15 protein-coding genes are annotated in these 15187 nt (G+C 69.9%); 1 reads left to right on the top strand and 14 read right to left on the bottom strand.

From position 1 onward, the window contains the following. The first annotated feature begins 31 nt into the window (after window positions 1–31). The gene (locus B7K26_RS07380) at window positions 32–760 is read left to right on the top strand and encodes an SDR family NAD(P)-dependent oxidoreductase (RefSeq protein WP_084078262.1); all 729 of its coding nucleotides are present in this window, start codon (window positions 32–34) and stop codon (window positions 758–760) included. 10 nt (window positions 761–770) lie between these two features. Here the strand turns inward: B7K26_RS07380 and coaBC are convergent, their stop codons facing one another. The 14 genes from coaBC to B7K26_RS07305 all read right to left on the bottom strand — a co-directional run bounded on the left by coaBC (window position 771) and on the right by B7K26_RS07305 (window position 15183). Then, complete coding sequence (gene coaBC, locus B7K26_RS07375) at window positions 771–1994, bottom strand: bifunctional phosphopantothenoylcysteine decarboxylase/phosphopantothenate--cysteine ligase CoaBC (protein ID WP_084078261.1); 1224 nt, start codon at window positions 1992–1994, stop codon at window positions 771–773. A 12-nt stretch (window positions 1995–2006) separates the two neighbouring features. Beyond that, window positions 2007–2273 carry a DNA-directed RNA polymerase subunit omega gene (gene rpoZ / locus B7K26_RS07370; protein ID WP_084078622.1) on the bottom strand — a complete coding sequence of 89 codons (267 nt, stop codon included), beginning with the start codon at window positions 2271–2273 and terminating at the stop codon, window positions 2007–2009. A 47-nt stretch (window positions 2274–2320) separates the two neighbouring features. Continuing rightward, window positions 2321–2875 (bottom strand): guanylate kinase, encoded by a 555-nt coding sequence (gmk, locus tag B7K26_RS07365; RefSeq protein ID WP_084078260.1) that lies wholly within the window; start codon window positions 2873–2875, stop codon window positions 2321–2323. Beyond that, window positions 2872–3186 (bottom strand): integration host factor, actinobacterial type, encoded by a 315-nt coding sequence (mihF, locus tag B7K26_RS07360; protein ID WP_084078259.1) that lies wholly within the window; start codon window positions 3184–3186, stop codon window positions 2872–2874. Before mihF ends, gmk begins: the two co-directional genes overlap by 4 nt. 33 nt (window positions 3187–3219) lie before the next feature. Beyond that, window positions 3220–4062, bottom strand: coding sequence for an orotidine-5'-phosphate decarboxylase (gene pyrF, locus B7K26_RS07355; protein ID WP_084078258.1), 843 nt, complete (start codon window positions 4060–4062; stop codon window positions 3220–3222). An 87-nt stretch (window positions 4063–4149) separates the two neighbouring features. Then, window positions 4150–7443, bottom strand: a complete 3294-nt coding sequence (gene carB / locus B7K26_RS07350; protein WP_084078257.1) for a carbamoyl-phosphate synthase large subunit — start codon at window positions 7441–7443, stop codon at window positions 4150–4152. Beyond that, on the bottom strand, window positions 7443–8591 hold the full coding sequence (gene carA, locus B7K26_RS07345) for a glutamine-hydrolyzing carbamoyl-phosphate synthase small subunit (protein WP_084078256.1): 1149 nt from the start codon (window positions 8589–8591) through the stop codon (window positions 7443–7445). The genes carB and carA overlap by 1 nt, the downstream gene beginning before the upstream one ends. Further along, a complete protein-coding gene (locus tag B7K26_RS07340) occupies window positions 8588–9901 on the bottom strand; it encodes a dihydroorotase (protein WP_084078255.1) in 1314 nt (437 codons plus the stop codon). The genes carA and B7K26_RS07340 overlap by 4 nt, the downstream gene beginning before the upstream one ends. Then, a complete protein-coding gene (locus B7K26_RS07335; RefSeq protein ID WP_084078254.1) occupies window positions 9898–10881 on the bottom strand; it encodes an aspartate carbamoyltransferase catalytic subunit in 984 nt (327 codons plus the stop codon). The genes B7K26_RS07340 and B7K26_RS07335 overlap by 4 nt, the downstream gene beginning before the upstream one ends. After that, a complete protein-coding gene (pyrR, locus tag B7K26_RS07330; RefSeq protein WP_084078253.1) occupies window positions 10878–11423 on the bottom strand; it encodes a bifunctional pyr operon transcriptional regulator/uracil phosphoribosyltransferase PyrR in 546 nt (181 codons plus the stop codon). The genes B7K26_RS07335 and pyrR overlap by 4 nt, the downstream gene beginning before the upstream one ends. 151 nt (window positions 11424–11574) lie before the next feature. Next, window positions 11575–13185, bottom strand: coding sequence for an HNH endonuclease signature motif containing protein (locus tag B7K26_RS07325; protein ID WP_234998765.1), 1611 nt, complete (start codon window positions 13183–13185; stop codon window positions 11575–11577). Between the two features lie 484 nt (window positions 13186–13669). Next, window positions 13670–14101 carry a transcription antitermination factor NusB gene (gene nusB / locus B7K26_RS07315; protein WP_084078250.1) on the bottom strand — a complete coding sequence of 144 codons (432 nt, stop codon included), beginning with the start codon at window positions 14099–14101 and terminating at the stop codon, window positions 13670–13672. After that, complete coding sequence (efp, locus tag B7K26_RS07310; RefSeq protein ID WP_084078249.1) at window positions 14101–14664, bottom strand: elongation factor P; 564 nt, start codon at window positions 14662–14664, stop codon at window positions 14101–14103. Before efp ends, nusB begins: the two co-directional genes overlap by 1 nt. 78 nt (window positions 14665–14742) lie before the next feature. After that, on the bottom strand, window positions 14743–15183 hold the full coding sequence (locus B7K26_RS07305) for a type II 3-dehydroquinate dehydratase (RefSeq protein WP_084078248.1): 441 nt from the start codon (window positions 15181–15183) through the stop codon (window positions 14743–14745). Window positions 15184–15187 lie beyond the last annotated feature (4 nt).

Here is a 15187-nt window from a genome sequence, read left to right as displayed (position 1 = left end):
CGGCGCGGCCAGCTGTGCCACGATCGTCGCCATGACGACGCCTCGGAAGGTCCTCGCAGTCACCGGAGCCTCGCGCGGGATCGGGCGTGCGATCGCCCTGCGGGCAGCCGCCGAGGGCTGGTCCGTGGTCGTCGGCTACCGCCGGGACGAGGAGGCGGCCGATGCCGTCGCGGCCGAGATCCGCTCCCGTGGCGGCGAGGCCTGGCCGGTCACCGTCGACATCACCGAGGCATCGTCCCTGGCGCGATTCTTCGCCGAGGCGAGCCGGCGCGGCCAGCTCGGCGGCGTGGTCGCCAATGCGGGGGCCGCGACGGCGGTGGGTGGCCTGAGCGACCAAGATCCCGGCGCCCTGGCGCGCGACATCGAGGTCACCCTCACCGGGCCCATCCTCACCTGCCGCGCCGCCCTCGATCACCTGGGAGCGGGCGCCAGCATCGTGCTCATCGGGTCGGCGGCCACCCAGCAGGGCTCCCCGGGGACGTACGTGCACTACGCGGCGGCGAAGGCGGGAGTGGCGATGTTCGCCCAGGGGCTTGCGCGCGAACTCGGCCCCGCGGGCATCCGGGTGTCGTGCGTCGAGCCCGGCACGGTGAGGACCGACTTTCATGCCGATCCCGAGCGGCCGGACAAGGTAGCCGCCGCCATCCCCTGGGGAAGGCCCGGTGAGCCCGGCGAGATTGCCGGCGCCGTCGCCTGGCTGCTGTCGGAGGACGCCGCCTACGCCTCCGGCGCGGTGCTGAGGGTCGGCGGCGGGCTCTAGCCGGTCAGCCTCACCGCAGGCGGACGATGGCGTCCAGGATCGCGTGCGCGACGGCAAGTTTCGGGCCGCTCGCCTCCGCGACGGGCTCGCCGGCCGCGTCCAGCATCACCACCGAGTTGGCGGCGGTGCCGAACCCCTTCGACTCCCCCACCTCGTTCACCACGAGCAGGTCGGCGCCCTTGCGACGCGCCTTGGCGGCGCCGTGCTCGAGGACCGAGCCGCTGGCGTCGCCCGTCTCCGCGGCGAAGCCCACGATGATCTGGCCCTCCCGGCGCAAGGCGGCGAGTCCGGCCAGCACATCCTCGGTCTGCACGAGCTCGAGGGTGAGCCCGGCGTCGCCGTCCTTCTTGAGCTTGGTCGCGGACGCCTCGGCGACGCGATAGTCCGCGACTGCAGCCGCCATGATGACGACGTCCGCCTCCGTGGCCGCCTCGCGCACTGCATCGGCCAGTTGTGCGGCGGTCTCCACGTCCACGCGACCGATGCCCTCGCCCAGCGGCAGGGTCACGTTGGCCGCGACGACGGTGACGGTCGCGCCGCGCTCGCGCGCTGCCTCGGCGAGGGCGAAGCCCTGGTGACCGGACGAGCGATTGCCGAGGTAGCGCACCGCGTCGATCGGCTCGCGGGTGCCGCCGGCACTGATGACGACGCTCACGCCGTCGAGGTCGCCCCACGTGCCGACCGTCAGCACCGAGAACGGCTCGGGGGTCGGGTCAACCATCCCGTGGAAGGCTCCCACGATGTCCTCGGGGTCGGGAAGCCGCCCGGGCCCGGAGTCTGGACCGGTAAGGCGTCCGACGGCGGGCTCGAGCACCGTCACGCCGCGCGAGCGCAGGGTGGCGACGTTGGCGACGACGGCGGGGTCGTTCCACATCTCGGTGTGCATCGCCGGGCACACCAGGACGGGTGCCTCGGTGGCGAGCAGCGCGTTGCCGAGCAGGTCGGTCGCGCGTCCCGCGGCCATCTGCGCCAGAAAGTCGGCGGTGGCGGGGGCGACGAGCACCGCATCGGCCCTCTGGCCGAGCCTGACATGCTGCACCGACGGCACGTCCTCAAACGTGTCCGTCGGTGCAGGGTGTCCGGACAGCGCCTCCCAGGTGGCGCGGCCCACAAAGTTGAGCGATGCGGCGGTGGGCACGACGCGAACGTCGTGCCCCTCCTCCTTGAGGAGTCGCAGCACCAGGGCGGCCTTGTAGGCCGCGATGCCGCCGGTGACGCCCAGCAGGACGCGCATCGGAGGCCTGTCTTACTTCTCGGAGTCGCCCAGCTCGAGCAGGCTGCCCTCGTTGATCTCGCGCAGCGCGACCGAGAGCGGCTTGTCGGTGGTGTCGGCTTCGACGAGCGGGCCCACGTTCTCGAAGTGGCCCTCGCCCAGCGCCTCGTAGTACGAGTTGATCTGGCGGGCACGCTTGGCGCCGTAGATCACGAGGGCGTACTTGGAGTCGACCTTCTCGAGGAGCTCGTCGATTGGGGGGTTGGTGATTCCCTGGGGGTTCGCGACGGTTCCAGCCACGGTCACATCCTCACAATTGTTGCTACGTACAAGTCCAGCGCACCAGTCTAGCGCGGGTCCCTCACGAGGGCTTCCAATTCGTCCACGGCGCGGTCAAGGTCGTCATTCACGATGACGCGGTCGAACTCGCTGACGGCGGCGAGCTCGCCGCGCGCCGTCTCGAGGCGTCGCTCCCGCTCCTCCTCGGACTCGGTACCCCGCCCCACGAGGCGTCGCACCAACTCGTCCCAGGACGGCGGCTCGATGAACACGAACAGGGCCTCCGGCATCGACTCCTTGACGAGCCGTGCCCCCTGCAGGTCGATCTCCAGCAGCGACGGGTCCCCCGCCGCGAGGTGCTGCTCAACCGGGCCGCGGGGCGTGCCGTACCGATGCGTGCCGTGCACGGTCGCCCACTCGAGAAGGTCACCCTGAGCGATCATGCGGTCAAACTCGGTGGGGTCGACGAAGTGATACTCGACCCCTTCGGTCTCCCCCGGTCGCGGCGCGCGCGTGGTCGCGGACACCGACAGCCAAACATCGGGGTGGCGCTCCTTGAGCGCACGCACCAGGGTGCCCTTCCCGACGGCCGTGGGGCCCGCCAGCACGACGAGTCGACTCATCGACCCTCGCGCTCGACCAGCGCGGACACCTGGTGGGCGCCGAGCCCACGGATACGGCGTGCCTGGGAGATGCCGATCTCCTCCATGGCGGTCTCGGCACGCTTGGGGCCGATGCCGGGCAGGCACTGCAGGAGGTCACGCACGCGGATTCCCGCCAGCGCCTCGTCGCTCTTGGCACGGGTGATGGCCTGGTCAAGGCTCATCTCGCCGCGCGCGAGCTCCTCCTTGAAGACGCGTCGCGCGCTACGTACCGCGGTGGCCTTGACCAGAGCGGCTGCGCGCTGCTCCTCTGTCAGTTCGGGTGTCGCCACTTTCATTCCTTCCACGAAACGGGTCCCGGGGGGTTAGCCCTCCAGGGCCGCCTGTGCTGCGTCCGATGCGTCACGCACCGCGGAGCGCAGCCTTTCCAGGGAGGGTCCCTCAGCGAGAACACCTCTCGACTGATTGACGAGCACCCGGCTCCGAGAGTTCCCGAATACCTGGGCCAACTCGTCGGGTCCTGCTCCCTGGGCGCCAACACCCGGCGCAAGGATCGGTCCATTCAGACCGTCGAGGCCGATGCCGAGATCCGACACCGCCGAGCCCACTGTCGCCCCGACCACCAGGCCTACGTTTCCCATCGGCTCGGCCCCCTCGTTGAGGGCCGATGCCTGGCGCACCACGGCCGCGGCAACCGCCTCCCCCGAGGCAGTGCGTGCGTGCTGGACCTCGTGACCCTCGGGGTTGGAGGTGAGCGCGAGCACGAAGATGCCCTTGCCCGTCTCCGCCGCGAGGTCGAGGGCAGGCTTCAGCGATCCGAAGCCGAGGTACGGCGACACGGTGAGCGAATCGGCCTCGAGGGGCGAGCCGGGACGCAGGAACGCGTCCGCATAGCCCGCCATCGTGGAGCCGATGTCGCCGCGCTTGGCGTCCATCACCGTCAGGAGGTCGGCTTCCCTGGCGTCCGCGAGCAACCGCTCGAGGACGGCGATGCCGCGCGAGCCGTGGCGCTCGTAGAACGCCGCGTTCGGCTTGATCGCCGCCGCCGACCCGGCCGCAGCCGTGACGACGGTGTCCGAGAAGGCCGCGAGGCCGTCGGGCGTGTCGGGCAGGCCCCACTGGGACAGCAGGGACACGTGCGGGTCAATGCCCACGCACAGCGGTCCGTGCCGCTCCATGGCCGCCGCGAGGCGCGCGCCGAATGACATCCGATTCTCCTTGCCGGCGAGTCCCTCGCCTGTCGCTACTGCCATGCTACCTGCGATGACGCATCCTGCACGGGGACGGAGGTCCCCCTACTTCTGCGCATCCTGGAGGCTCAGAACCTCGAACGGACCCTGGCGGCGCGCCTCGATGGCCTGGACCGCCGCGGCGAGCTGCTGGGTGGTGGTGACGATCGCCGCGTCGTGCGCCGTGGCGGCGGCGCGAATCTCGTAGCCGTCGGCGCGCGCGCCCTGACCCTCGGGGGTGTTCACCACGAGCGGCACCTCGCCGGCCGAGATGAGGTCAACGATGGTGGGCTCGCCGTTCGGGCCCTGCCCCTCGGAGTGCTTGCGCACGAGGGTGGTCGGGATGCCGTAACGGCCGAGCACCTGGGCGGTGCCCGCGGTCGCGAGGATCTCGAATCCGAGCTGGTGCAGGCGCGCCACCGGGAAGGAGATGGCGCGCTTGTCGCGGTCGGCGACCGAGACGAAGGCCTTGCCCTCGGTGGGAAGACCCCCGAACGCGGCGGCCTGCGACTTGGCGAACGCGAGCGGGAAGGTCGCGTCGAAGCCCATGACCTCGCCGGTCGAGCGCATCTCCGGGCCGAGCACCGAGTCGACGACGTCTCCCTCGTGGGTGCGGAAGCGCTTGAACGGCAGCACCGCCTCCTTGACGGCGATGCGCTGGCTCATGTCGATCGTCACCGCGTCGGTCTGCGGCAGGACGCCGTCGGCCTTCAGCTGGGCGATCGAGGTGCCGGCCATCAGCAGCGACGCCGCCTTCGCGAGCGGCACGCCGGTGGCCTTGGCCACGAACGGCACGGTCCGCGAGGCGCGCGGGTTGGCCTCCAGAACGTAGAGCACGTCGCTCACGAGCGCGTACTGGACGTTCATCAGGCCGCGCACGCCGATGCCCTTGGCGAGCGCCTCGGTGGCGGTGCGGATGCGGGCAAGCTCGGCCGAGGACAGCGTGACGGGCGGCAGCACGCAGGCGGAGTCGCCCGAGTGGATGCCGGCCTCCTCGATGTGCTCCATGACGCCGCCGAGGAAGAGCTCCTCGCCGTCGTACAGGGCGTCGACGTCGATCTCGATCGCGTCGTCGAGGAAGCGGTCGATCAGCAGGGGCGCGTCGGTCGCGTGGTCGCCCACGGTGTCCATGCGGGTGCCGTAGTCGAGCAGCTGCTCGCGCGAGTAGACGATCTCCATGCCACGGCCGCCGAGCACGTACGAGGGACGCACGAGCACGGGGTAACCGATCCGGCTGGCGATCTCCACCGCCTCGTCGATGCCGTGGGCGGTGCCGTAGTCGGGGGCGGGGACGCCGGCCTCCTCGAGGACGCGGCCGAAGGCCGCGCGGTCCTCGGCGTTGTCGATCGCCTCGGGCGAGGTACCCAGGATCGGAACCCCGGCATCGGCCAGGCGCTGTGCGAGCGACAGCGGCGTCTGGCCGCCGAGCTGCACGAACATTCCCTTGACCGGGCCCGCTGCCTTCTCTGCCTCGTAGACGGCCATGACGTCCTCGAACGTGAGGGGCTCGAAGTACAGGCGGTTGGCGGTGTCGTAGTCGGTCGAGACGGTCTCGGGGTTGCAGTTGACCATGACGGTCTCGTAGCGGTCCTTGAGGGACAGCGCCGCGTGCACGCACGAGTAGTCGAACTCGATGCCCTGGCCGATGCGGTTGGGGCCGGAGCCGAGGATGATGATCGCCTCGCGCTCGCGCGGGGCCACCTCGGTCTCGGCGTCGTAGGAGCTGTAGTGGTACGGCGTGCGGGCAGCAAACTCGGCGGCGCAAGTGTCGACGGTCTTGTAGACGGGCTGCACGCCGGTCTCGCGACGGGCGGCGAAGACGTCCTCGACGGAGATGCCGCGCAGCTGGGCGATCTGGGTGTCGGCGAGGCCGTGACGCTTGGCCTCGCGCAGCACCTCGGCGGTGAGCTCGGGCGCCTCCTGCGTGGCGAGGGCGACCTCGTTCATGAGCAGCATCTGGTCGAGGAACCAGGGGTCGATCTTGCTGGCGTCGAAGATCTGCTCGATGGTGCAGGTGCCCGCGAGGACGGCGCGAAGGAGCTGCTGTACCTGGATGAAGCGCTGGTCGGTGCCGATCGTGATCTTCTCGAGCAGCTCGGCGACGGTCGCGGCGTCGGGCGCCTCGCCCTCCCAGTGGAAGTTCGCGGCGCGCTTGTCGATCGAGCGCAGCGCCTTGCCGAGGGCCTCGGTGAAGTTGCGGCCGATGGCCATGGCCTCGCCCACCGACTTCATGGTGGTGGTGAGGACCGGGTCGGCCGCCGGGAACTTCTCGAAGGCGAAGCGGGGAACCTTGACGACCACGTAGTCGAGCGTGGGCTCGAAGGACGCGGGCGTGGAGCCCGTGATGTCGTTGGGGATTTCGTCGAGCGTGTAGCCGAGCGCGAGGCGTGCAGCGATCTTGGCGATCGGGAAGCCGGTCGCCTTCGAGGCGAGTGCCGAGGAGCGCGAGACGCGCGGGTTCATCTCGATGACGATGAGGCGGCCGGTGTCGGGCTCGACGGCGAACTGGACGTTGCAGCCGCCGGTGTCGACGCCCACCTCGCGGATGATCGCGATGCCGACGTCGCGCATGCGCTGGTACTCGCGGTCCGTGAGGGTCATGGCGGGGGCAACGGTGACGGAGTCGCCGGTGTGGACGCCGACGGGGTCGACGTTCTCGATCGAGCAGACCACCACGACGTTGTCGTTGCGGTCGCGCATGAGCTCGAGCTCGTACTCCTTCCAGCCGAGGATGGACTCTTCGAGGAGCACCTCGGTGGTCGGCGAGTAGTGCAGGCCGGCTCCGGCGATGCGGCGCAGGTCCTCCTCGTTCCAGGCGAAGCCGGAGCCGAGGCCGCCCATGGTGAACGAGGGGCGCACCACGACGGGGTAGTTGAGCTCCTCGGCGGCGGCCAGGCACTCGTCCATGGTGTGGCAGATCGCCGACTTGGCGGAGTCGGCGCCGCAGCGCTCGACGACGCCCTTGAACAGCTCGCGGTTCTCGCCGAGGTTGATGGCCTCGAGGTTGGCGCCGATGAGCTCGACGTCGTACTTGTCGAGGATGCCTGCCTCGGCCGCGGAGATGGCGGCGTTGAGGGCGGTCTGGCCGCCGAGGGTGGGAAGCAGCGCGTCGGGGCGCTCCTTGGCGATGATCGCCTCGATGACCTCGGTGGTGATGGGCTCCACGTAGGTCGCGTCCGCGAACTCGGGGTCGGTCATGATGGTGGCCGGGTTCGAGTTCAGCAGGATCACTCGCACGCCCTCGGACTTGAGGACGCGGCACGCCTGGGTGCCGGAGTAGTCGAACTCGCAGGCCTGGCCGATGACGATCGGGCCGGACCCGATGACCAGCACGGAGTTGATGTCGTCGCGCTTGGGCATCAGGCGCGCTCTCCCTTCATGACGGAGACGAAACGGTCGAAGAGGTACGCGGCGTCGTGGGGACCCGCGGCGGCCTCGGGGTGGTACTGCACGGAGAAGGCGGGAAGGTCGAGGCACTCGAGCCCCTCGACCACGTCGTCGTTGAGGCAGACGTGACTGACTTTGACGCGGCCGTAGCCGGCGGGGCTGTCGGTGTCGCCGTCCAGCGGGGCGTCGACAGCGAAGCCGTGGTTGTGGGCGGTCACCTCGACCTTGCCCGTCGTCCGGTCCATCACGGGCTGGTTGATGCCGCGGTGACCGAACTGGAGCTTGTAGGTCTCGAAGCCGAGCGCGCGGCCCAGCATCTGGTTGCCGAAGCAGATGCCGAAGAAGGGCACCTTGGCGTCGAGGATCTGCTTGAGGGCCGTGACGGGGCCGGTGGCCGCGGCGGGATCGCCAGGGCCGTTGGAGAAGAAGACGCCGTCGGGGTTCTCGGCGAGGATCTGCTCGCCGGTCCAGGACGAGGGCACCACGGTGACGCGGATGCCGCGCTCGGCCATGAGGTGGGGGGTCATCGCCTTGATGCCGAGGTCGACCGCCACCACGTGGGCGATCTCCTCGACTCCATCGGCGGGGGCCACGGTGTAGGGCTCGTCGGTGCTCGCCTCGTCGGCGAGGTGGGCGCCGGCCATCGCGGCGCCACCCTTGACGCGCTCGACAAGCTCGTCGGTGGTGAGGCGCTGTCCGCCCGGGGCGAGGTCCTCGCCGGAGAAGATGCCGGCGCGCATGACGCCCTCGCGCAGGATGCGCGTGAGCTGGCGGGTGTCGATGCCGGAGATGCCGACGATGCCCTGGTCTCGCAGGTCGTCCTCGAGGTTCCGCTGCGAGCGCCAGTTCGAGGGGCGGCGTGCGGGGTCGCGGACCACGTAGCCGGCGACCCAGATCTGGCGGCTCTCGTCGTCCTCGTCGTTGACGCCGGTGTTGCCGATGTGCGGCGCCGTCATCACGACGATCTGGCGGTGGTAGCTCGGATCGGTGAGCGTCTCCTGGTAGCCGGTCATGCCGGTGTTGAAGACGATCTCGCCCAGGGTGGAGCCGGTGGCTCCGTAGGCCTTGCCCTCGAAGCTGCGTCCGTCCTCGAGGACGAGCAGCGCGGTGGTGGCGGTCACGCGGAGGCTCCTTCGGTCAGTGCGGTGAAACGGTCGTCGACGTACGTGGGGGTGCCGCGCAGGAAGGTGGCGACGGCACGTCCGGGCAGCTCGATCCCGCCGAAGGGCGAGTTGTTGCTGCGGGAGTCGGTGGCGGCGGGCTCGACGGTCCAGGCGTCTGCCGGGTCCACGAGGGTGACGTTGGCGGGCTCGCCGACGGCGAGGGGGCGCCCGTGCGCCTCGTCGCGGCCGATGCTCGCGGGGGTCTCGCTCAGGATGCGGGCGACGTCACGCCAGGTGAGGCGGCCAGTGTCGACCATGGTCTTCTGGACGATGCCGAGGGCGGTCTCGAGGCCGATCATGCCGAAGGCGGCGGCGCCCCACTCGCAGTCCTTGTCCTCGTCGGGGTGAGGAGCGTGGTCGGTGGCGACGATGTCGATCGTGCCGTCCTCGAGTCCGGCGCGAAGGGCGTCGACGTCCTCCTGGGTGCGCAGGGGCGGGTTGACCTTGAAGCGGGGGTCGTAGCCGCGCGCGGACTCGTCGGTCAGCAGCAGGTGGTGCGGCATCGCCTCAGCCGTGACCTGGATGCCGCGGGACTTGGCCCAGCGGACGATCTCGACGGAGCCTGCGGTCGACAGGTGGCAGATGTGGACGCGGGAGCCGACGTGCTCGGCGAGGAGGACGTCGCGGGCGATGATCGACTCCTCGGCGACGGCGGGCCAGCCGGCGAGGCCGAGCTCCGCGGACACGAGGCCCTCGTGCATCTGGGAGCCCTCGGTGAGGCGGGGCTCCTGGGCGTGCTGGGCAACCACGCCGTCGAAGGTCTTCACGTACTCGAGGGCGCGGCGCATGAGCAGCGGGTCGTGGACGCACTTGCCGTCGTCGCTGAAGACGCGCACCTGGGCGCGGCTGTTGGCCATGGCGCCCATCTCCGACAGCTGGGTGCCGTTCAGGCCTACCGTGACGGCGCCGACCGGGTAGACGTCGACGAGGCCGACCTCCCGGCCGCGGCTCGCGACAAGCTCGACGACGCCGGCGGTGTCCGCGGTGGGGGTCGTGTTCGCCATGGCGTGGACGGCGGTGAAGCCTCCGCGCGCGGCCGAGCGGGAGCCGGTCTCGATGGTCTCGGCGTCCTCCCGGCCGGGCTCGCGAAGGTGGGTGTGAAGGTCCACCAGGCCGGGAAGGGCGACCAGGCCGGAGCCGTCGATCGTGCGGGCGTCGGCGGGGGCATCGGCCGCGTCCAGGGACGCGATCTGGCCGTCGACGAGCACGAGGTCGGACGGGGTGTCGCCGTAGAGCGAGACGTTGGTGATGACGATAGGGGCGCTCACGCGGAGGCCTCCTCTCCGGAAAGCAGCAGGTACAGGGCGGCCATGCGGACGGCGACACCGTTGCTGACCTGTTCGACGATGACGGAGCGCGGCGAGTCGGCCGCCTCCGCGGAGATCTCCAGGCCGCGGTTCATCGGGCCGGGGTGAAGGATGATCGCGTGGTCCGTGAGGCGATCCATGCGGGCGCGGTCGAGGCCGAAGAGGCGGGTGTACTCCTCGGGCGACGGGAAGAAGCCCGATCCCCCGCCGGTCATGCGCTCACGCTGGACGCGCAGCATCATGATGGCGTCGAGGTCGTGAGCCTCGAGGGCGTCGTCGAGCGTGTAGTGGACGGCGACCTCGCCGCGCTCCTCAAGCCCGTACGGGAGAAGCGTGGGAGGGGCGACCACGACGACGTTGGCGCCGAGGGTGCGCAGCAGGGCGATGTTGGAGCCCGCGACGCGCGAGTGGAGGATGTCGCCGACGAGCGCGACCGTGAGGCCGTCGAGGCCCTTGCCGGTGACGTCGTCGCCGACCGCGGCGCCCATCAGGTGGCGGCGCATCGTGAAGGCGTCGAGCAGCGCCTGGGTGGGGTGCTGGTGGGTGCCGTCGCCAGCGTTCAGGACGGAGACGGAGCCGTGCAGCCAGCCGGACTCGGCGAGGCGCTGCGCGGCGCCGGAGGCCCAGTGGCGGACCACCACGGCATCGGCGCCCATGGCCTGCAGGGTGAGGGCGGTGTCCTTGAGGGACTCCCCCTTCGACAGGCTGGAGCCCTTGGCCGAGAAGTTGATGACGTCGGCGCTGAGGCGCTTGGCGGCGGCCTCGAAGCTGATGCGGGTGCGGGTGGAGTCCTCGAAGAAGAGGTTCACGACGGTGCGGCCGCGCAGGGTGGGAAGCTTGCGGATCTCCCGTTCCTGGGTGGCGGCCATCTGGCCGGCGGTGTCCAGGATGAGGACGGCGTCCTCGCGGCTGAGGCCGTCGGTTCCGAGCAGATGCTTCATGCGTGGCCTCCCGTCAGGATGACGGCGTCCTCGCCGTCGGTCTCTGCCAGGTGAACGTCGACGCGCTCGGTGCGGGAGGTGGGGATGTTCTTGCCCACGAAGTCGGCGCGGATGGGCAGTTCGCGGTGGCCGCGGTCGACGAGGACGGCGAGCTGCACGGCGCGCGGGCGGCCCTCGTCCTTGATGGCGTCGAGGGCGGCGCGGATGGTGCGTCCGGTGTGGAAAACGTCGTCGACCAGGACCACCACCTTGCCGTCGATGCCGACGCTCGGGAGCGTCGTCGCGCCGATGGTGCGGGTGGGCTGGCTGCGCAGGTCGTCGCGATACATCGTGATGTCGAGGGCGCCGATGCGCTGCGTGGCGTCGAAGCCCGGCTCGACCTCGGCGAGATTCGCGGCGAGGCGCTGGGCGAGCGGCACTCCCCTAGTCGGGATGCCCAGGAGGACGATGTCCTCGTGGCCCTCGTTGCGCTCGAGGATCTCGTGCGCGATACGTGTGAGGGCACGCCCGATATCGGGCGCACCGAGAATGGTCCCAGTCAAACTGGCGACCCCCTTTCCCGCCTCTCAGGACGGTCCTTTAAAGGATGTCGGTTTTCGTGTGTCAGCGTACCTGGTCCGATGCCGTGGTGCTGACCGTTTCTCGTCCCTGTTGCAGTGCTGATGAGGCGAGCGTGTTGGAGGCGCGGGAGTTCTACGGAGGATGATCGGCGGCCGCAGCGAGATCGACTCGTAGGTGGCCACGGTCACGGATGGCGACCACCGTGAACCGATGTGTTGAGGTGGTTCCGCGTCGGGCCCGGCCGATCCAGTCCATCCGGCCGTTCCGGCCAGTCGATGGACGCACCGGTGCGCCCAGGTCTGCGTCCGGCGCCTTGTCAGGCGCGCTGACACTCGGTGTGCGCCGCATCGCGCACGCGAGCGACTCGGTTCTCGGTACGGCTCCGCCGCGTCGCGGTCCACCGGATGTCCCATGGCGCGCTCCCGGCTGTGCCGGCGCACGACGCCGCGCATCTCCGACCCTGGTCGCCGCGACGGGCGTCGAGGAGAGCACCTCAGACTCGTCGGGCAGTTCCGTCGGTGTCGGCATCGCGTCGAAGAGGCGCCTGCCTCCCGGTTGCGGAGTCCGATGCGGATCGAGGTGTGCGGGCGGGATGAACCAGACCTCGGTCGACGTCACCTTGATGATCCAACCGTCACGGTGAACGTCGTGATGGCATCTGACGCAGAGCATCACCCCGTTGGCGATGTCGGTCCTGCCGCCGAACTCGACCGGCGTGACGTGATGTGCGTCGCACCAGGAGGGCGGTGCCCCACACTTCGCGCAGCCGCCGTCGCGCTCGAGGAGCACGAACTTCTGGTGAGGCGTGAATCCGGTGCGTTCGTGGCCGTAGTCGAGCGTTGTTGACCCGCCGCCGAGCATCTGAGGGATCAGCCCGGCCCGCGCGAGAAAGCGGCGCAGTTCCCCGGCATCCGGCGTCGTGGAGAGCCCGTCGATGGACGAGTCGACGTCGGCCGCCTGGGCCTTGAGTGCCTCGTAATCCATCCGCACGATCACCTTCACGCCGCTGTGCGGCAGGACGTCGACGTCGCAGCCGAGGAGGTGGCGCGCGAAGTCGCCCATGGCATCGGCCCGCACCTGTTCGGGCGTGCGGTCGTCGAGGTCGACGATGCGACCCACTCTTTGCGCGTCCTGGGCGCGCTTGCGTAGCCGGAAGTGCTGGTTCACCATCGCGTCCATCGCCACCAGCAGCGGGGCGCCGTTCTCGGGATCGAGCTGACCGTTGACGCGGATCATGCCGTCGGCGTTCTCGCCGACATGCAGGAACCGGCGCTGCCTGCGCGCTTCGGCGAGCTCCTCAAGGTGTGCGGCGTCGAGCCTTGCCTCGTACCGGTTGATGAGTTGTCGCAGGCGATCCAGGCGCATGTACCGCGCCGATTCCACGAGGTCCTTCTCTGCACGCGCGAGTTCGTCCGCCTCGCAACGGTCGGCGACGCGCCTGAGCATGCGAGTGATCGCGACGGAGGCCTCGGTGCCCATACGGCCGGCGCGCACGGCATCGGCCACATGGGAGAACACGGGACGGGCGGGCCCGTCGCCGGAACTGGACCCGTCATCGTGGGCCCTCTCGGCATCGGCCAGTGTCTCGCCCAGCTCAATGAGGCGCCGCGCCTCGGGACCCGACACCCCGCCCTGCTTCTCGAGCATCCCGGGCACGTCACGGTGCCCGCGCCTGCGTGCGAAGCCCACGTCACGCTCCTTGGCACGAGATCGATCGGCGATAGTCGCCGCGATCACAGCCATCATCCGGGTCGAGTCCTGGTGCACGGCGCCGACGGCGGAGGAGATGGCGTCGAGCTCATCGTCGCCCATCGCGTCAGTCATCGCGCGGGTCAGCACGTCGCGCCGGAGGAGAGCCTCCCGGACACGCCGATCCGCAAGCGCGCGCCGGTCCTCGCGCGAGGCGGCGGCGCCTGTGGCGAGTGTCGATGCGGGCGAATCGGCCATAGAGACATCACACCACTGGGGTCTGACATCGCCGGCTTCGGACTAGAAATCCCGTGGATTTGGCGACCGAATACCGCTCACGCGCCCGATATGAATGTTGCGCGCGAGTTGAATCGCGGGGCGAGCAAGGAGCTCGGCGGACCCGGCGATGAACCAGAGGGCGACGAGGACGTCATTGAGAATCGACACCGTCTCCCAGCGGCGGGAGATGTCGATCTCCTCGCGGCCGACGACGAGCCTGAGCTCGTCGTCGGCGCGATAGTCGTCGTGGTGCGACTCGTTAGTCGTCGGCGGACGTCGAGCCGATCGCAGGCGCGTCGCGGGCGATGCGGCCCAGGACGCCGTTGACGAAGCTCGCGGAATCGTCGGTGCTGAGGTCGGCGGCGAGTTCCACTGCCTCGTCGATCGCGACGGCCGTGGCGACCTCGTCGTTGCAGAGGATTTCCCAGGCGCCGATGCGGATCAGGTTGCGATCGACGGCGGGCATCCGCTCGAGGGTCCACTGCGTGGAGGCATCCTCGATGATGACGTTCAGCTCGCGCCAGCGGTCCACGATGCCCCGCACGATCTCCTGCGAGTACGCGGGAAGAGGGTGTTGGTGGCCCGGGTGTGCGAGGCGCTCCTCCAGGATCGCGGCGACGTTAACGCCGCGCTGCTCCGCCTCAAAGAGGACGTCGAGCGCGCGCTTGCGGGCCTTGGTGCGGGCTCCCACTAGTCGTTCACGCGACCGAGGTAGTCGCCCGACTCCGTGTTGACCTTGACCTTGGTGCCCTGCTCGAGGAACAGCGGGACCTGGATCTCCTTGCCCGTCTCGAGGGTGGCGGGCTTGGTGCCGCCCGAGGAGCGGTCGCCCTGGAGGCCGGGCTCCGTGTAGGTGACCTCGAGGACGACCGATGCGGGCAGCTCCAGGAAGATGGGGTTGCCGTTGTGGGAGCCAATGGTCGCGTTCTCGTTCTCGAGCAGGAAGTCGGTGGCGGAGCCCATGACCTCGGGCGACACGTTGATCTGGTCGAAGGTGTCGGGGTCCATGAACACGTAGGACGCGCCGTCGTTGTAGAGGTACTGCATGGTGCGGCGGTCAACGGTCTCGAAGTCGACCTTGGTGCCGGCGTTGAAGGTCTTGTCGACGACCTTGCCCGAGAGCACGTTCTTGAGCTTGGTGCGGACGAAGGCGCCGCCCTTGCCGGGCTTCACGTGCTGGAACTCGATGACGGACCAGAGGTTGCCGTCGAGGTTGAGCACGGAGCCGTTCTTGATGTCGTTCGAGGTCGCCACGGTGTTGTCCTTCGTGAAGTTCTGAAAAAGAGCCGTCGGAAAGTCTACCCGCCCGGACGGGCCGATGCCGTGAGCGGCTTACGCGCGCGCGGCCACGGCGTCGAGCGCCAGCCGGTACGAGTCGGTGCCGAGGCCTGCGATGACCCCGGTCGCGACCCCGCTAATGACCGACGTGTGACGGAATTCTTCGCGTGTGTGCGGGTTGGTGAGGTGGATCTCCATCAGGACGAGGCCCGCGGCGGTCACGAGCGCACACGCGTCGCGCAGCGCGTAGCTGTAGTGGGTGAAGGCCGCGGGGTTCAGGACCACGTGCCAGCCTGCGTCGACGGCCTCGTGCATCCATCGCACGAGCTCCGCCTCGTCGTCGGTCTGGCGGACGACCGCCTCAAGGCCGTGCTCGCTCCCCCACTGCATGCACAGCGCGGCGACGTCGTCCATGGTGGCGGTGCCGTACTTCTCGGGCTCACGGCTGCCCAGACGGCCCAAGTTTGGGCCATTGGCGACGAGGACGATGCTCATGGGC

Origin of the sequence: Demequina sp. NBRC 110057 (assembly GCF_002090175.1) — a bacterium.
Lineage (GTDB): Bacteria > Actinomycetota > Actinomycetes > Actinomycetales > Demequinaceae > Demequina.
This window is presented reverse-complemented; position numbering and strand designations above follow the sequence as displayed.